14 protein-coding genes are annotated in these 18,842 nt (G+C 43.3%); 6 read left to right on the top strand and 8 right to left on the bottom strand.

Going from position 1 to position 18,842, the window contains the following annotated elements:
• Window positions 1–79 precede the first annotated feature (79 nt).
• Window positions 80–3,529, bottom strand: coding sequence for a beta strand repeat-containing protein (locus V7K27_RS03195; RefSeq protein WP_334944235.1), 3,450 nt, complete (start codon window positions 3,527–3,529; stop codon window positions 80–82).
• A 643-nt stretch (window positions 3,530–4,172) separates the two neighbouring features.
• A complete protein-coding gene (locus tag V7K27_RS03190) occupies window positions 4,173–6,806 on the bottom strand; it encodes a calcium-binding protein (protein ID WP_334944233.1) in 2,634 nt (877 codons plus the stop codon).
• A 564-nt stretch (window positions 6,807–7,370) separates the two neighbouring features.
• On the opposite strand from V7K27_RS03190, the gene V7K27_RS03185 reads away from it, so the two are divergent.
• On the top strand, window positions 7,371–9,464 hold the full coding sequence (locus V7K27_RS03185; protein ID WP_334944231.1) for a TonB-dependent receptor plug domain-containing protein: 2,094 nt from the start codon (window positions 7,371–7,373) through the stop codon (window positions 9,462–9,464).
• A gap of 236 nt (window positions 9,465–9,700) precedes the next feature.
• Here the strand turns inward: V7K27_RS03185 and V7K27_RS03180 are convergent, their stop codons facing one another.
• The 5 genes from V7K27_RS03180 to V7K27_RS03160 all read right to left on the bottom strand — a co-directional run bounded on the left by V7K27_RS03180 (window position 9,701) and on the right by V7K27_RS03160 (window position 12,894).
• On the bottom strand, window positions 9,701–10,633 hold the full coding sequence (locus V7K27_RS03180) for a polysaccharide deacetylase family protein (protein WP_334944229.1): 933 nt from the start codon (window positions 10,631–10,633) through the stop codon (window positions 9,701–9,703).
• Between the two features lie 94 nt (window positions 10,634–10,727).
• Window positions 10,728–11,048: a hypothetical protein gene (locus V7K27_RS03175; RefSeq protein ID WP_334944227.1), complete on the bottom strand. Its 321-nt coding sequence runs from the start codon at window positions 11,046–11,048 to the stop codon at window positions 10,728–10,730.
• A gap of 236 nt (window positions 11,049–11,284) precedes the next feature.
• Window positions 11,285–11,578, bottom strand: coding sequence for a hypothetical protein (locus tag V7K27_RS03170; RefSeq protein WP_334944226.1), 294 nt, complete (start codon window positions 11,576–11,578; stop codon window positions 11,285–11,287).
• 193 nt (window positions 11,579–11,771) lie between these two features.
• Window positions 11,772–12,611 carry a prephenate/arogenate dehydrogenase gene (locus V7K27_RS03165; protein WP_334944676.1) on the bottom strand — a complete coding sequence of 280 codons (840 nt, stop codon included), beginning with the start codon at window positions 12,609–12,611 and terminating at the stop codon, window positions 11,772–11,774.
• A gap of 112 nt (window positions 12,612–12,723) precedes the next feature.
• Entirely contained in the window at window positions 12,724–12,894 is a 171-nt protein-coding gene (locus V7K27_RS03160) for a hypothetical protein (RefSeq protein WP_334944224.1), read from the bottom strand.
• A 51-nt stretch (window positions 12,895–12,945) separates the two neighbouring features.
• Between V7K27_RS03160 and V7K27_RS03155 the strand changes: the two genes are divergently transcribed.
• The 4 genes from V7K27_RS03155 to V7K27_RS03140 all read left to right on the top strand — a co-directional run bounded on the left by V7K27_RS03155 (window position 12,946) and on the right by V7K27_RS03140 (window position 17,381).
• Window positions 12,946–14,031 (top strand): RNA-guided endonuclease InsQ/TnpB family protein, encoded by a 1,086-nt coding sequence (locus V7K27_RS03155; protein WP_334944222.1) that lies wholly within the window; start codon window positions 12,946–12,948, stop codon window positions 14,029–14,031.
• A gap of 140 nt (window positions 14,032–14,171) precedes the next feature.
• Complete coding sequence (locus V7K27_RS03150; RefSeq protein ID WP_334944220.1) at window positions 14,172–15,734, top strand: pentapeptide repeat-containing protein; 1,563 nt, start codon at window positions 14,172–14,174, stop codon at window positions 15,732–15,734.
• A gap of 98 nt (window positions 15,735–15,832) precedes the next feature.
• On the top strand, window positions 15,833–16,426 hold the full coding sequence (locus V7K27_RS03145; protein ID WP_334944218.1) for a DUF1517 domain-containing protein: 594 nt from the start codon (window positions 15,833–15,835) through the stop codon (window positions 16,424–16,426).
• 70 nt (window positions 16,427–16,496) lie between these two features.
• Window positions 16,497–17,381 carry a hypothetical protein gene (locus V7K27_RS03140; protein WP_334944216.1) on the top strand — a complete coding sequence of 295 codons (885 nt, stop codon included), beginning with the start codon at window positions 16,497–16,499 and terminating at the stop codon, window positions 17,379–17,381.
• A gap of 340 nt (window positions 17,382–17,721) precedes the next feature.
• On the opposite strand, the gene V7K27_RS03135 is transcribed toward V7K27_RS03140, so the two are convergent.
• Window positions 17,722–17,871: a hypothetical protein gene (locus tag V7K27_RS03135; RefSeq protein WP_334944214.1), complete on the bottom strand. Its 150-nt coding sequence runs from the start codon at window positions 17,869–17,871 to the stop codon at window positions 17,722–17,724.
• A 363-nt stretch (window positions 17,872–18,234) separates the two neighbouring features.
• Between V7K27_RS03135 and V7K27_RS03130 the strand changes: the two genes are divergently transcribed.
• Window positions 18,235–18,627 (top strand): nuclear transport factor 2 family protein, encoded by a 393-nt coding sequence (locus V7K27_RS03130; protein ID WP_334944212.1) that lies wholly within the window; start codon window positions 18,235–18,237, stop codon window positions 18,625–18,627.
• Window positions 18,628–18,842: the final 215 nt, after the last annotated feature.

Here is an 18,842-nt window from a genome sequence, read left to right as displayed (position 1 = left end):
TTGAGCAATCGAATGCGAGGTGCTTAAAATAGCACCTCGCAACACATACTGCTTAGTAATGGTAAAATGCTACTGACGATTAAACAACCACAAAATTGTTTTTGGTTAGTGACAATCCGGCTGATAATTGTGCAAATTTTACCTGAGTAAAGCCATGTGCGCTACCGTCAAGGTCAAAGTACAATGCACCGGTGATGTCGTTATAGATAAATCGCTGATTGCTTGTCGTCGCAGATGTTCCGATCGTAAACTGATCCGCTTTTAGTGAATGTGTTGACAACCCGCCATCAAAACCATGAGCAGATACCTGAATCCGATCCTTAGTGGCGTGGAAATCATAAAGACTATCACTACCTTCTTTGTAAGAATCGAAAGCAAAGGTATCATTCCCTTCACCACCATAAAGGCTGTCATTGCCAGCACCACCGTTGAGAATATTATTACCTGTTGAATCGGTAGCAATCAAGACATCTTTACCTGTACCACCGTAGAGAATATTATTGCCCGAAGAACCACTAGCATCCAAGGTATCGTTACCTGCACCACCGTTGAGGGTATTATTGCGTGATGTTTGACCGTCGAAGTAGCCGTACCGATTTGCTGAACTACTACCAGAGATGTCAAGATAATCATTGCCATCGCCCCCAGAGAGTAGGTTATTGCCTGTTGAACCGCCAGCATTCAAGGTATCGTCACCTGCACCACCGTTGAGGGTGTTATTGCCTGTTGATTGACTGTTGGAGCTACCGAAGCCCTCGTCATCTCCTGAATTACTACCAGAGATATCTAGAAAATCATTGCCATCGCCCCCAGAGAGTAGGTTACTACCATATGAACCGCTAGCAGTCAAGGTATCGTCACCTGCACCACCGTTGAGGGTATTACTGCCTGTTGTACTATTGCCGGAAGAATATGTTTGAGCGCCAGAGATGTTTAGAGCATCATTGCCATCGCCCCCAGAGAGCAGGTTATCGCCATACGAACCGCTAGCAGTCAAGGTATCGTTACCTGCCCCACCGTTGAGGGTATTATTACCTGTTGAACCAGCGGCGCCGCTTGGGAAAGAAGCGATGTCTAGAGAATCATTGCCATCGTCCCCAAAGAGCAGGTTCTTACCTGTTGAACCAGTAGCAATCAAGTTATCGTCACCAACGCCACCCTTGAGGGTGTTATTGCCTGTTGAAAATTGAATATCCAAGTAATCGTTACCAGTACCACCAACGAGGGAGTCATTGCCCGCACCACCAACGAGGGAGTCATTCTGTGTGAACGATTCATTCCCTGTACCACCAAAGAGGGAGTCATCGCCCGCACCACCAACGAGGGAGTCATTGCCCAGACACCCTCTCAAAAAGTCGTTGCCACTTTTACCGTCAATGAGGTCATCACCCCCCTGACCATTGATCGTATCATCTGAGTTGTCAAAACCGTCAACATGATTGTTGAGGTCGTTAAGGAAGGTGACTGTGTTCTTGTTGAAGATAGTGCTTTGGGTGGAGTTGGCATTGAAGACATCAAAGCTGTCTGTGATGCTAGTTTGCCCATCAAACAAGATATTGCCTAAGTCTACACTGGCTCCTGTAGATTTGCTGAGGTTATCTAGGTTTTCCAAGGCAAAGTTTTGCAGGATAAGTGGGGCACCATTAACCCCTGCAAAGCTGATTTCCAGATTCTTGCCATTCTCGGTCAGCAGCAGATTTTGGGCAGTTAAGCCATCGCCCTGCAATATTAGGGTATCCACTTCGGCAATGACTGCTGCTGTGGGGTGGGTTCCTTTACCTACTCCACCGAAATCGGTGATGGTAGCACTGTTATCGTAGTTAAAGTTGTGAATAAATTTATCCTTACCACCGCCACCAGTGAGGATATCCTTACCATTACCACCAGTGAGGATATCATCGCCATTACCACCGTTGAGGGTATTATTGCCGTTATAGGCAAAGAGAGAATCATTGCCATCGCCCCCAAAAAGCAGGTTATCGCCTGATGAATTGTCAGCACTCAAGGTATCGTCACCAGCGCCACCAATGAGGGTATTATTCCCCGCACCACCTCTCAAAAAGTCGTTGCCACTTTTGCCGTTAATGAGGTCATCACCCCCCTGACCATTGATCACATCATCTGAGTTATCAAAGCCGTTAACATGATTGTTGAGGTCGTTAAGGAAGGTGACTGTGTTTTTATTGAAGATAGTGCTTTGAGTGGAGTTGGCATTGAAGACATCAAAGCTATCCGTGATGCTAGTTTGCCCATTAAACAAGATATTGCCTAAGTCTACACTGGCTCCTGTAGATAAGCTTAGGTTGTGTAGGTTTTCCAAGGCAAAGTTTTGCAGGATAAGTGGGGCACCATCTACCCCTTCAAAGCTGATTTCCAGATTGTTGTCATTCTGGGTCAGCTGTAGATTTCGGGCAGTAAAGCCATCGCCCTGGAATGTTAGGGTGTCCACTTCAGCAATGACTGCTGCTGTGGGGTTTGTTCCTTTACCTACTCCACCGAAATCGGTGATGGTAGCACCGTTGTGGTAATCTAAGGAGTTGTAAACAAATTTATCCTTGCCACCGCCACCTGTGAGGGTATCACTGCCAGGGCCACCTGTGAGGATGAAGATATCATCGCCATTACCACCGTTGAGGATATCACTGCCAGAGCCACCGTTGAGGATATCATCGCCATTACCACCTGTGAGGATATCATCGCCATTACCACCTGTGAGGGTATCATCGCCATTACCACCGTTGAGGGTATTATTACCCTGGCCATCAGAGGCAGAAAGAGAATCATTGCCATCGCCCCCAGAAAGTAAGTTATCGTCTGATGAATTGTCAGCACTCAAGGTATCGTCACCAGCGCCACCGTTGAGGGTATTATTCCCCGCACCACCACGTAGATAATCGTTGCCACTTTTGCCGTCAATGAGGTCATCACCTCCCTGACCATTGATCACATCATCTGAATTGTCAAAGCCGTTAACATTATTGTCGAGGTCGTTAAGGAAGGTGACTGTGTTTTTGTTGAAGATAGTGCTTTGGGTGGAGTTGGCATTGAAAACATCAAAGCTGTCTGTGATGCTAGTTTGCCCATCAAACTGGATATTGCCTAAGTCTACACTCGCTCCTGTAGATTTGCTGAGATTATCTAGATTTTCCAAAGCAAAGTTTTGCAGGGTAACAAAGACACCATCTACCCCTTGAAAGCTGATTTGCAGATTGTTGTCATTCTGGGTCAGCTCTAGATTTCGGGCAGTCAAGCCATCGCCCGAAAATGTTAGGGTGTCCACTTCGGCAATGACTGCTGCTGTGGGGTGTGTTCCTTTACCTACTCCACCGAAATCGGTGATAATATCACCGATGTAGCCGATGTTGCCGATGTTGCGGTAAACAAATTTATCGTTGCCGCCTCCACCAGTTAAGGTATTGTAGCCATAGGAAGATAGAATGGTATCGTTGCCTGCTTTACCGTTAATCGTGTCGTCCTCATCGCTGCCCACTAGAGTATCATTACCATTGGTTCCAATGATATCTGCCATAATTTTTACCTACCTAAATAAATCGATTTTTTCAGTAACTTCAGTTGTGAATTTGCAGTTTGTGCTATTTCAAGGCACAAATAACTTTGTTCAAAATTGATATTTTCGGCAAACTTCATCCGTTACCCTTAAGGAAGAGTAATATTTCTCGAAGATTCACCTTTGGACTGACTTGTACGTAGCACGGAATTTAACGTGTTAATATTTATGTGATTTGCTTACAAAAAGTGCTATCATAAGGTTAAGTGCTGCATATTACGGTCAGATATTACCATTTACCGTGTTCGTGCAACAACGCCTTTACAACAAATTTATATTTGCTTCATCACAATGAAATATTTTGATGCGACTCAACAGAGTTCACATTAATCTGATTAATCCCTATTTATTGAGCGGTAGGCGCGATCGCGCTGACGGCAGTATGCCCCAAATATATTTGATAAATTTTGATTTCCCTTGTACCGGGTGGGTTAGAAATTAATTAAAAATTCTCTTTCGTGTTAACAAGTATACACTTCATTATATCTGTGCAAAAATGGCGATCGCTGATCAAAATGACTTACATTGAGCAATCGAATGCAAGGTGCTATTTTAAGCACCTCACAACACATACTGCTTAGTAATGGTAAAACGCTACTGACGATTAAACAACCACAAAATTGTTTTGGGTTAGTGACAATCCTGCTGATAATTGTGCAAATTTTACCTGAGTAAAGCCATGTGCGCTACCGTCAAGGTCAAAGTACAATGCACCTGTGATGTCGTTATAGATAAATCGCTGATTGCTTGTCGTCGCAGATGTGCCGATCGTAAACTGATCCGCTTTTAGTGAATGTGTTGACAACCCGCCACCAAAACCATGAGCAGATACCTGAATCCGATCCTTAGTGGCGTGGAAATCATAAAGACTATCACTACCTTCTTTGTAAGAATCGAAAGCAAAGGTATCATTCCCTTCACCACCATAAAGGCTGTCATTGCCAGCACCACCGTTGAGAATATTATTACCTGTTGAATCGGTAGCAATCAAGACATCTTTACCTGTACCACCGTAGAGAATATTATTGCCCGAAGAACCACTAGCATCCAAGGTATCGCTACCTGCACCACCGTTAAGGGTATTATTGCCTACTGATTGACCGGCGAAGGAGCTGTACTGACCTGCTGAACTACTACCAGAGATATCTAGAAAATCATTGCCATCGCCTCCAGAGAGTAGGTTATTGCCTGTTGAACCGCCAGCAGTCAAGGTATCGTCACCTGCACCACCGTTGAGGGTATTATTGCCTACTGATTGATTGTTAGTGGAGCCCACATCAGATGATGTGGAATAGCCAGAGATATCTAGAAAATCATTGCCATCGCCCCCAGAGAGTAGGTTATGGCCGAATGAACCGCTACCATTCAAGGTATCGTCACCTGCACCACCGTTGAGGGTATTATTGCCTGTTGAAGTAGTGGCGGAAGAATATGTTTCACCGCCAGAGATGTTTAGAAAATCATTGCCATCGCCTCCAGAGAGCAGGTTATCGCCTGAAGAACCACTAGCATTCAAGATATCGTTACCTGCCCCACCGTTGAGGGTATTATTGCCTGATGATCCACCGCCACCGTTGTCTGAGATATAAGAGATGTCTAGAGAATCATTGCCATCGTCCCCAAAGAGCAGGTTCTTACCTGTTGAACCTTTAGCAATCAAGTTATCGTCACCAACGCCACCGTTGAGGGTGTTATTGCCTGTTGACAATTCAACATCCAAGTAATCGTTACCAGTACCACCAACGAGGGAGTTATTGCCCCTACCACCAACGAGGGTGTCATTCGGTGTGAAGAATTCATTCCCTCTACCACCAACGAGGGTGTCATTGCCCGCACCACCAATGAGAGTATTATTCCCTGCACCACCTCTCAAAAGGTCGTTGCCACTCTTGCCGTCAATGAGGTCATCACCCCCCTCACCATTGATCACATCATCTGAGTTGTCAAAACCGTCAACATGATTGTTGAGGTCGTTAAGGAAGGTGACTGTGTTTTTATTGAAGATAGTGCTTTGGGTGGAGTTGGCATTGAAGACATCAAAGCTGTCTGTGATGCTAGTTTGCCCATTAAACTGGATATTGCCTATATCTACACTGGCTCCTGTAGATTTGCTGAGATTATCTAGATTTTCCAAAGCAAAGTTTTGCAGGATAACTGAGGCATTATTTACCCCTGCAAACCTGATTTCCAGATTGTTGTGATTCTGGGTCAGCTCTAGATTTCGGGCAGTCAAGCCATCGCCCGAAAATATTAGGGTGTCCACTTCGGCAATGACTGCTGCTGTGGGGTGTGTTCCTTTACCTACTCCACCGAAATCGGTGATGGTCTCAGTTGCGTATGTGTTACCTGAGAAGTTGTAAATAAATTTATCCTTACCACCGCCACCTGTGAGGATATCATCGCCATCACCATAGCCACGTGTGAGGATATCATCGCCATTACCACCGTTGAGGGTATTATTGCCGTTATAGGCAAAGAGAGAATCATTGCCATCGCCGCCAAAAAGCAGGTTATCGCCTGATGAATTGTCAGCACTCAAGGTATCGTCACCAGCGCCACCAATGAGAGTATTATTCCCCGCCCCACCTCTCAAAAAGTCGTTGCCACTTTTGCCGTCAATGAGGTCATCACCCCCCTGACCATTGATCACATCATCTGAGTTGTCAAAACCGTTAACATTATTGTTGAGATCGTTAAGGAAGGTGACTGTGTTTTTATTGAAGATAGTGCTTTGGGTGGAGTTGGCATTGAAAACATCAAAGCTGTCCGTGATGCTAGTTTGCCCATTAAACTGGATATTGCCTATATCTACACTGGCTCCTGTAGATTTGCTGAGATTATCTAGATTTTCCAAAGCAAAGTTTTGCAGGGTAACTGAGGCATCATTTACCCCTTCAAAGCTGATTTCCAGATTGTTGTCATTCTGGGTCAGCTGTAGATTTCGGGCAGTAAAACTATCATTGCCCGAAAATATTAGGGTGTCTACTTCGGCAATGACTGCTGCTGTGGGGTTTGTTCCTTTACCTACTCCACCGAAATCGGTGATAGTAGCACTGTTGCCGTTGTAACTTAAGGAGTTGTAAACAAATTTAAATTTATCCTTGCCACCGTCACCAGTCAAGGTGTCGTCGCCAAAGGAATTTGTGATGGTGTCGTCGCCTGCAAAACCCTTAATAGTGTCGTTGTCGTCGCTGCCCACTAAAGTATCACTATCGTCGGTTCCAATGATATCTGCCATAATTTTTACCTACCTAAATCGATTTTTTCAGTAACTTCAGTTGTGAATTTGCAGTTTGTACTGTTTCAAGGCACAAATAACTTGGTTCAAAATTGATATTTTCGGCAAACTTCATCCATTACCCTTAAGGAAGAGTAATATTTCTCGAAGATTCACCTTTGGACTGACTAGTACGTAGCACAGAATTTAACGTGTTAATATTTATGTGATTTGGTTACAAAAAGTGCTAATACAAGGTTAAGTGCTGCATATTACAGAAATACGTTACCATTTACGGTGTTCGTGCAAGAACGCCTTTATAACAAATTTATATTTGCTTCATCGCAATGAAATATTTTGATGCGACTCAACAGAGTTCAAATTAATCTGATTAATCCCTATATATTGAGCGGTAGGCGCGATCGCGCTGACGGCAGTATGCCCCAAATATAACCAGATTCCCGATTTCTCAACCAAGTCGAAAATCTGACTCGTGGGAATATGACAGCCTGTCTTTTGACATGATTTTACTATTACAGCAACAATACTACTTGGTGACTGTTTTTACTTGGTGTGAAAGAGAACGTGAAAAAGGATTTTTCGTTGCTAACAGTAGCTTTACCGAGTTTACTGATAGCGTTTCCTAGCTTTGCTATTGAGAGTGAAATTAAGCAGAGAAATACTGATAAATCACTTCGGTTGATTTCAGATATTCCGAGTTTGAGTGAAATCGAGCTACCCGCCACTAATGCCGAATTATTAACTCAACAATCTGCACCGAATGAAGTTAATCCAGAAACTCAGCCAGAAACAGAGCAAACTCCAAGCGATGAGCCAGACATTTCTATAGAAGCGATCGCAGAACCAGATAACCTACCTCAATCTACTCCAACTTACGTAATTAATCAAGAAGAAATTAAAAAGCAGGGCGCTAAAAGTTTAGCCGATATTTTGAAAAGAATGCCTGGTTTTGCGATCAATGATGTCGGTCATGGTGCAGATATTCACACAGGCACATACTATCGGGGAGCCTCAATTAATCAATCTGTATTTTTGATTAATGGCAGACCAATTAACAATAACGTCAACATTTATCATGGTGGAACTGACTTAAATAGTATTCCGGTAGAGGCGATTGAACGAGTAGAATTATATAGCGGCACAGCCTCCGCTTTGTATGGTTCATCAGCCTTTGGGGGAGTTGTGAATATCATCACCAAGTCAGGTTATGGCAAACCTAAATTGAGTGCTAGTGCAGAATTTGGCTCATTGAGTTTAAATAATCAACAAGTAACCTATGGTGGTTCATCTGCTAATGTCAAGTACAACTTTAGCTTTGAAAGATTTTTTACAGATAATCGTTATCGCGTCCCTGTAGGTGCAGCAAATCGTGATAATCAGGGTTTTTTATCAAATGCAGACACAGCTACAAGTACCTACTTTGGTAGCATTGGACTAGATTTAGATCAGAAAAATTCATTGAATTTAGATGTTAGTCAATTCAGCAGTCGTCGCGGCTTAATTTATTTCGGTTTCCCTCTCCAAAGAGATAGATTAGACCACGATGGTTTAAACGTTGGCTTATCCTGGAAAACTCGATTAGGTAATGGGGAAAGCTCCAATATTATAACCTCAATTGGTTATAACCAAGATTATTTTAGTACCTATGGCCCTACAGGAGCATTTTACCGTACAGGAGCTTTAGATACACAACAACTCACAGCTAGGGTAGAGCATGATTGGAAAGTTACTTCCAATAATAAATTGCGCTGGGGATTAGATTTGAAAAACACCGACTTAACCGGTGATGTTTTGAGTACAGATCCTAGTAGGATTGCCAATAACGAAACTGAAGATAAGAGTTTATTCAATACAGCTTTATTTGCTGTCAATACTTGGAATATTAGCGAGGATTTTCTGATAGATTTAGGGCTAAGGCAAAGCTTTGACAGCCAGTTTGGAAATTATCTCAACCCTAGTGTTGGGTTACGTTATGCCGTCACACCAGTAGTTGCAGTGCGGGGAAGTTGGGCAGGGGGACAACGCAATCCTGGGTTAGATCAGTTGTATGTTTATGATACAGTTCATGGTTGGGAACCTAATCCTGATTTAAGACCGGAAAATGGCTCTACTTGGAGTGCGGGAGTAGATGTCAATTTTTCGGAAAATCTGATTGGACAGTTTACTTACTTTGGTAGTAGTATAGGCGATCGCTTGGGAGTCATCGCCGGAAAATGGGCAAACATTGGGCTAGTAGATACCAATGGTTTAGAGGCTGCATTGCAATTAAAAATTGCGGCTGGCTGGTCAACTTTCCTCAACTATACTTATACAGATTCCCAAATAAAAACAGGCTCAGAAAAAGGTTTACAATTAGGTTTGATTCCCTACTCTGTACTTCAAAGTGGTGTAGGTTATCAAAATGCGGGTTGGCAGGCTAACTTGTATGTTACTTACAATAGTGGCGCTCGTAGATCGATTTTCGCTAACCCTAGTGACAAGGCTACAGATTTTGCACCATCTTTTGTGAATTTAGATTTGAGCGGTCGTATACCTCTAACTAGCAATTTAGGGCTGACACTTTACTTAGAAAATCTACTCGGTGAGCAATATGAGCGAGTTAATCGCATATATAGCCCTGGATTCACTTTTCGTGTGGGTTTAAGCTCCAATTTTTAATTATCATAGGACTTACGCAAAATATCTCTCAAACTCTGATTTCTCCGTGCCGCGCCAGTTGCTACAACGGGGAGCCACTGCGGTGGACGGGTTCCCCGGTATAAAGGAGCCAGCGCGTTGGGCGGCTCTGCCGACTTGTAGCGACTGGCGTCAAGTGGCGTGGGAACCCCCGCAATGCACTGGCTTCTCTGCGCCTCTGCGGTTCGTTATTCCGTAACTCGTGCGTAAGTCCTATATCACTGATGATTAAGCTCATGGTTTGAATGTTCATCCTTTGTAACTGTAGGTGATACTGCCATTACCACACTTTGTTCTTGGGCTTGTATTTCCAGTAATTGGGGAATCGTCACAAATCGATAGCCTTGGGCTTTCAAACCTGCGATCATTTCTGGTAAAGCCTTGACAGATTTGGAACGGTTGCCGCCCCCATCGTGCAACAGTACAATTGCACCTGGTTTTGCATATTTCAGCACATTTTTGACCAGCATTGGCACTTGAGGCGAACGACGTTCAGCGTCTCCCGACTCTTCTGACCACATCATGACGGCGTACTTCTTGTTTTTGGCATATTGGGCTAATCCATTATTCAAAAAGCCACCAGGGGGACGAAACAGAGTGGTTTTCTCTCCTGTCGTCTTGTAGATGATCTCTGCTGTGCGATCAATTTCACTAGCCGCAGTTGCTCCATCCATTTGAAAATACCAATGATGCCATGTGTGATTGCCAATTACATGACCATCAGCAGCCACTTGCTTGGCAACTTTTGGAAAATATTTCACCATTTCTCCAATCATGAAGAATGTTGCCTTGATTTGATTTTTCTTCAAAATTTCTAAAATCTGTGCCGTATTTTTGGGGCCAGGTCCATCATCAAAACTCAAGGCGATGACTTTCTCATTTGCTTTTAGTTTCGCTTGATAAACGATTGTTCCCTGAAATTCCTTTGGCACTTCATTCATCTGGTTTATTGCTGGGGAAACAGCCTGTGCAGATGCACTCATCACCCTACCTAAACCCGCTCTCGTATTCTTGCCTTTTGGTGTTTGAATTCCCAACAGATGGTTAAATCTAGTTGTGCCTACAAGCAGACTGATACCCAAAGTACTAACACCAGTAAGCAATATAATGATTGCGACTTTTAAACTTACAGCTAATTTATGACTGGACACATTAAATCTCCTTAAATATTAGTCATTGGGCATTGGGCATTGGGCATGGGGCATTGGGCATTGTGTTATTTCCCCCTGCTCCCTCATCTCCCTCTTATCTAATTCGCACTCGGTTGTAAATTAATATATCTGCTGCTAAAAGAAAAAAGAATGAAATACCCCGAAACATCCCAGCTAAAGCTAAAGGAAGTCCCAATTTAATAGAGTTAGCCAAATTATGCGTAGGTATATCCCGCACTTCGGCAAAGTGACACAGTAAGCCCTTTGTCTCGTTAAGAGTCTCCGACTGGGAATGCCCCTCATTGAGGCTCCGCCTCTGTAACTCGCGGCAGAGCCACCAGTAACTGCATTTCCAGCCTCTGGCTGGAAACGAGATTTTAAAAGGGTTTTGCCTTAAGCTGACACCAATGTTCATGAATTGCCCCTACAGTGTGTGGTTTTGCGTAAGTCCTACCACCATACACCGCAAGTTTGGGACTCGCACCAACTACCCGCATGCTTAAACCAAAAAACGATAAATATTTAATATAAAAGCATTCAGCATAAAAATCACCATTAGGTGATGTGGGGCACGATCGCTGTCTTCGATGCCAGAAATCCCAGTGTTTATCCGCTTATAGCCTCCCACATCACACGCAACACTATGTAATGTTACTCTTCAGACTCCTCAGAGATAGGTTCTGATTCGGTTTCAAGTTCTTCTGTTTTGACTTTGGCTGGAGGTTTAACCGGTTTTGGACCACGCGCTAGGGCAGGATTCCCCGGTTGCCTGTTATCATCCCCATAGTTGGATGCTTTTTTCTCTGTGCCTGACGAACGATTACGGGTCGGTTTTGAGCTTTTGGGGTTGGATTCAATCGGAGATATAGAATCCGACTTGTCGGAATTGTTGTCAGTACTTCCTTGGGACTGACGTTCCGATTTCTTGATTGGGCGTTCTACCATTGTTGATTTTTGTAAATTTATCTTTTATCTTTATACTACATCGGTTTGGTGACTATCAAGCTGTTAAGTAGCATTTTTTTTTAAGATTTTATCAGAAAAGAATTCAGTAGTCAGTAGTCAGAATTCAGAATTCAGAATTCAGAATTGAAATGTGAAAATGGGTGCGTTATCCATAGCTGAACGCACCCGACGACTATTCAACAAAATCAGGTCGTGCCTGTTGGGTTGATTTTAACTTTGACTCTAAAACTGTCCAATTTTCTTGCTCAATTAAGTTAGTCAACTCATCGAGATTGTGACGATATTGTTGCAGCGATCGCAGCAATGCTTGACGATTATACCGCGCCATCATCACGCCCAACTCTGGATTCCCACCACCGACACGACTGGTATCCCGAAAACCTGAACTAGCTAACTTTTGGGCTAATTGCAAAACATCTGGGTCAGTTTCACTCAAACAAGCCGCAATTAACGAGGAACTGACCATTACAGGTAAATGGGAAATCCAACTCACAGCGCCGTCATGTTGCTCTGGTTGACAATAGTAGATATTCGCTCCCAGCGATCGCACAATTTCTTCCACAACTGTAATTGCTGTAGTTGGTGTTGTACTTGTCGGTGTTAAGACATAAGGTTTATCGACAAATAAATAGCGTTGTGCAGCTTCTATCCCACTATCTGCTGTTCCCGCCATTGGATGACCGCCGATAAAATTCTTCCAAAGGGGAGAAATCGCCTTAACTATCTGTGCTTTCGCCGAACCCACATCAGTCACAACGGTAGCGACAGACAAATGAGCGATCAACTGTTCAAATTGGGGCACAATAAGGGCTAGAGGTGTACAAATAAATACAACTTCTGCGGCTGCTAACAGGCTCAGATCAACTGATGCTCGATCAACACTGCCGAGGGCAACTGCCTTTTGACAGGTGGCTTCACGGCGACTGACTCCTAAGATATGATGTCCTTGCGATCGCAAATCAAAACCCAAAGATCCGCCGATCAGTCCCAATCCTAAAATCCCAATATTCATTTTTGATTTTGACATTCCGTTTTTTCTGACTTTACCAACTATTAAAGTTGGCATCCAAGGGTTAAACTAAATTGCAAAATACTTGGTCTTTACCTGATCAATCTTGTTTGATTTAAGTACGTTTTTCGTTTTTAGCGATCATTTCATCTAGGAAATCTCTCAATATTTCTTGCCAACCTGAAATAGCCATAACTTTTTCCCTAACACCTAGCGAAACTTTCAACTGAAGAGGTGTTTTGTCGTAGGCTAACTTCTTCTGTGGTTTGAATTTTATAGTACCCATACTTCTTTATTGTGTGGTATACTAGACAGTGTAGCACCAAAACTTAGATAGATGCTCTTAGGGTTTAAGACAGAGTTGAAACTAAATAACTCAGAACGTACCCAGTTGTTAAAGCATTGTGGTGTTTCCCGCCATGCTTGGAACTGGGGACTCGCGCTCACCAAACAAATCCTAGATCACAATCAAATTAACCCGATAGACAAAATTAAGTTTCCCAGTGCGATTGACCTCCATAAGTGGTTGGTCGCATTAGTAAAACCTGAATGCCCGTGGTATTATGAATGCTCTAAATCAGCACCACAAGAGGCGTTACGGTCGTTGAGAACTGCGTGGGATAGATGCTTTAAAAAAACTTCTTCTTTTCCAAACTTCAAGAAAAAAGGACTGCGCGATAGCTTTACTCTTGAAGGTGTGATTAAGGTCATTGGATCGAATAAAATCCAAGTACCGAAAATTGGAGTTTTGAAAACCTATGAGCGATTACCCCAACTCAATCCCAAGTCAGTATCAATATCTCGCCAAGCAAAGAAATGGTTTATCAGTTTCAGATTTGAGGTTGAACAACAGCAATCTATTAGGACAAGCATTGTAGGAGTTGACCTGGGAATAAAAACCCTAGCTACTCTTTCAAATGGTGAAGTTATTGTGGGATCTAAATCCTACCGCTTCTTTGAAGCAAAACTCTCTCGAATGCAATGGCTGAATCGTCATAAAGTTAAAGGTTCGGCCAACTTGAAAAAGGCACAGATAGAGATTGCTAGGCTGCACGCCAAAATAGCCAATATCCGCAAGGACACATTACATAAACTCACCACATTACTTGCCAAGAACCACGGCACGGTAGTAATTGAGGATCTGAATGTCAAAGGCATCATGTCTAACCACAAGCTGGCAAAGGCGATCGCTGATATGGGATTTTATGAGTTTCGTCGTCAGTTGACTTATAAATGCGAACTCTACGGATCTAAACTTGTGGTAGTTGATAGATGGTTCCCTAGCAGCAAAACTTGCTCAAATTGTGGGAGCAAGAAAGAAAGCCTTTCTTTAAGTGAGAGAGTGTTTGAGTGTGAGCATTGTCACTTTATTATTGATCGTGACTTAAATGCCGCAGTGAATTTGTCAAGAGTCGCCAGTTAGGTGATGCTAGCCTATGGACTGGTTGATGCCGACATCTCCAGAGTGAATTAGGAAGTAAACGCGCTTTGCTATCTATAATCTTTCTCACGGGAGATTGGTCTGGATAACTTTGGATAAGTTTTATATAACGGGTAGCATCAATGACTGTAGAGGAATTACTGGAACAATACGCAGCCGGAGTCTTAAACTTTAGTGGTGTTGACCTCTCGGAAGCTAACCTGAGTGGGGCTAAACTCAGTGGCATCAATCTTAGCGATGCTAATTTGAGTATAGTCAACCTGAGTGGCGCGAATCTGAGTGAAGCTAACTTGAGCAATGCCAAGCTGAATATAACCAGACTAAGTGGCGCGAATCTGTGTAGCGCCATCTTGAACAACGCCACTCTCAACGTCGCTAATTTGATTCGAGCCGATCTCAGTCGCGCTCAACTTAGAGGAGCCTCGCTGATCCGCGCCGAGTTAATTCGCGCTGACCTGAGTCGCGCCGACTTATTGGAGGCTGACCTCACCAGTGCTGATTTGCGAGAAGCGACACTCCGCCAAGCCAATCTCCGTCAGGCTAACTTGAGTGGGGCTAACTTGAGAGGCGCTTTCTTGACGGGAGCCAACTTGGAGATGGCTAACTTAAATGCCAGTGACCTCAGTCATTCTGACTTGAGCGGCGCAAATTTGCGAGATGCCGAACTCAGACAAGCCAATTTCAGCCATGCTAACCTGAGCGGGGCAGATTTGAGCGGGGCGAACCTCCGGTGGGGAGATTTGAGCGGGGCGAATCTCCGATGGGCAGATTTGAGCGGCGCAAAATTGAGCGGGGCTAATTTAATTGGCGCAGATTTAAGCAATGCCAATTTAACGAATACGAGTTTAGTACACGCCAATTTAACTCAGGCAAAATTAATGAGAGCGGAATGGATCGGTGCTGACTTAACAGGAGCAACTTTAACTGGGGCAAAACTTTATGCCACCTCCAGGTTTGGTTTAAAAACCGAAGGTATGATTTGTGAATGGGTTGATCTTAGTCCCGCAGGCGATCGCTCTATTATCCAAAAGTTCGATTCGCAAGACTCACGAGATTTTTTTAACGAAACACCGCCAACAATTCGGATTATTGTTGATTCAACCCTAGAACACGAAGCTAATTTTGCGATCGCTGGCGCTTACTATCAAATTGCTCAGGAATATCGGGGGCTGAAACAACCTCCAAGCATCGAAAGTGGGCGTCGTCGAACTGTTTTCACATTTCATGTAGATAGCGATGAAGGATTATTTCCCACTGCTTACATTGTGATCCTTCCTTTTCTAGATGCCGCATCTACCCAAAAGAATATTTCCAGTATGGTGGAAATTATTAACAGTCAAGTTGTGGCGAACCAAGATTTAAAATTGCCCGATATGGTAAAAAAATTAAATACTCTTGTAGAACAAGCCATGAGTCAGGCTACAACAATTAAACAGATGAAAAAAAATATCGAAGTAGCCGCAAAGTTAAATTTTTGCAAAGCCCCAACTCAAATAATTTTAACAAATTCCAGCGCCTACACTTTGATTGTCCATGACAATCCTCACTTTGGCAAAAGATTTATTAATCGTTCTGCCCTCAATGCTTCAGCTTATGATATATCCTATGACTCAACAAAATATATATTACCTTCGTTAAATATGGTTATGGATTTTGTCAAAGGATTTCACTATATTAGTCATTAGTCATTGGGCATGGGGCATGGGGCATGGGGCATTAATTATTGGACAAATGACAAATGACAAATGACAAATGACAAAAAGTAAATTTCTGGAGGATAAAAATGCGCGATACCTTTAATAAAATGATCGGTCGAAATCGCTATGTAGTCTTTCGCCTATTTCTGCACTTAGGAGGAGGCGAGGTAGCGCCAATTTTGGGAGTATTAAATAGTGCTGGACGGAATGCGATCGATGCCGATGGCGACTTAGAAGTTTTGGGAGAAGAATTGGTAGAAATTAGTCAAACCCTGCTGCAATACGATGAATATTGGCTTTCTGCTGCCAACGAAGGCGATGTATTTTGGGACGAAGGCGAGGCGGGAGATTACGTGAATGAATTATTTACTGACTCAGCCCAAAGATATCTCAGTGAACCAGATTATAGTTCTGACTCTGGATTGAATGAACCTTTATCGATACCTGTAACCCGCAACGTCATTGTGATTATTACGGTAGCTTACGAAGGAGAAATACCAGAGTTAGAAACTGATCTTTCTAATGTTCAGTCCTTGAAGGAAGCTTTTAAAGCCTTAATCAATTTACACTACAAACATAAACTTCAGGCAATCCAAGTGCATTTCTCCCCAGCACAGTTAGGCGATGAACTCACTAGCGATCAATTGTTGCAATATTACCCAGAATTGATTCCTTTGTAATCTGTTGGGTAGTCCGTACTTACTACTTACATCAAGAAATTGTTAAGCTCAGAGATAGGACAATAATCCAATGATCATGACCATAGTACGTAAATTTACAGCCGTTTTTTTAGCTCTGAGTTTGTGTCTGACAACTGTCGCTTGTGGAGGCGAAAACCAAACTAATTCTTCACCTAAGAACGTTAGCCAAAGCTCTAATACCACCAAGCTGAGTGACGGAGAGTATCAAATACAACAAGTTACTTATGACGATGTAGGTGGTGAGTACAACCTGTTTTTACTTAACAATCAGCCCCCAACCTTTGCAACCGAAAATTTGCAAATGGCACGGTTAACTGATGATCAAATCAAGCAGGGTAAAAAAACCTATCTAAAGGTAGAAAAAGGACAACCGATTTTATATCTGACGGAAGACTTTAAAATTGAGTACGTCCATAATGTTACCGAAAATAAAACCAATCCCCAAACAGGACAACAAGAGACGGTTGTAGTCCGTCGAGAAAACAGCTTCTGGGCACCCTTTGCGGGGTCTGTGGCTGGTGCTGTGGCAGGTCAGGCACTTGGTAGTCTGTTATTTAGACCCCAATATTATGTACCCCCTGTCTATCAATCAGGGCAAGGATTAAGTGGTTTCGGTGGATATGGCCCAAGCTATGGCCAAGCAGTTCAAAACTACCAAACTCGCTACAATGCGCCACCCGCAGCCGTGACAAATCGCACTGCGTTCCGCAATACAGGGACAATTAGAAGGTCATATCCTGGAAATTCAACTATACGCAATACACCGCGTAGCACTACAGGTAATAACCGTCCTTCTGGCTCTGGTTTTGGTGGTAGTAACTTGCGACCCTCTGGTAACTCCAGCACCACCAGACGCAATTCTGGTAGTAGTTTTGGTAGTGGGCGTAGTTCAGCGCCCCGCCGCTCAAGTGGTTTTGGCAGCAGACGTCGTTAGGAAATTCCAAAAAATAAATAGACTGCTTAAGAAGTAAAGTAGTCTTTTATGCAAAGAAGCCGGGGGGTAACAAGTCAACCCTGCGGCTTCAGGTAATCGAAAATTTACTATGAGAAATAATCACGAAAATACTCTCGATATAACCCACAGCTAACTGTTGCTTTATTGCCCTGTTAATGTATAAATCCGAAATTTTTTAATTGAAACGCAATTTCAGTATCTAATTTTAACAAGAAAGGCAGAGGGCAGGAGGCAGGAGGCAGAAGGGAATACTGGCTCCTGCCAAGAAGCCCGTGACCAAAGGGAACAAGGGTTTAAGTCCCCCACTAAAATCCTCGATTTAGTGGACTGCAATTGGTGTGGGTTGTGAGCCGCAGACCATATTGCTACCTTCTGCCCTCTGCCTTCTGCCTTCTGCCTTCTTCACCGCTGAATTTGTCTTGATCACTTGTTGAAAGACTTCAGCTAAACCAGAGTTCTGTTTCGTCACCTTGGATTCTGTAAAGTATAAAAACAGTTCATCTCGGTTTGGTAGTAGTAAAGGGTCTAATTATGTAGTAGGCGATCGCTTGGCTAGGAAGGTTATTAGAGACTGATAATGCCCTCTGGTCTGATATTGACGCTATCAGGATCTTCTAGAAACAAATATTGAATTTGATGTAGTATTAGATTTTACTAATTAATCGGTGAGATTCAAGTCAATGTAATTACTGAGAAAGCGAAAATGGAAATGTTGAAGAAGATAGGACTTACGCATAAGAGATCCCCCAACCCCCTTAAAAAGGGGGCTTTTTAGATCCCCTCTTTTTTAAGGGGGTTAGGGGGAATTGACTAGAATATGGTGTCAAAAAATATGGAGCCGAATTTAGTCACAGATCCAAAGATACTGAATGTTTTGAACGAACTCATACAACGGGAGCCGATCTTTCATCGCCCAGAATTGGGGACGACACGTTCCGACTTTGAGCGGATGACGGAAGCCACATTTTGGGAAGTAGGTGCGTCGGGTCGGCGTTACAGTCGGCAGTATGTGTTGGATGAGATGGAGAAACGTTACGCCAGCCCAGAGCAAGACACATGGCAGACTTGTGACTTTCATTGCCTTGAGATTGCCGCCGAAAACTACCTTGTAACCTATACCCTGATTCAAGGTACTCGCATTACCCGACGCTCAACCATCTGGCGACAGACACCGCAGGGTTGGAAGATTGTGTATCACCAAGGAACCGTGGTAGAAAATGCCTGAATAGAATGTTTATACTATGTACCGATACGAGTTCTCGATATACTATAGGACGTTGGTATGTGTTCGTTAAATTAAGCTTTAGTGTAATTGAAAATATTGTAGAGTACAAAATTGTCCTATGCAACTCACCCTATGACTACCGCACCCTTAAGCTGGGAAGAACTAGAAACCCTCACGGACTATCAAATAGATACCGTTAATGGTCTTACCAACGC

Origin of the sequence: Nostoc sp., from assembly GCF_036919575.1 — a bacterium.
Taxonomy (GTDB): domain Bacteria; phylum Cyanobacteriota; class Cyanobacteriia; order Cyanobacteriales; family Nostocaceae; genus Nostoc.
Note: the sequence above shows the minus strand (reverse complement) of the source record. Positions and strands in the feature narration are given on the sequence as shown.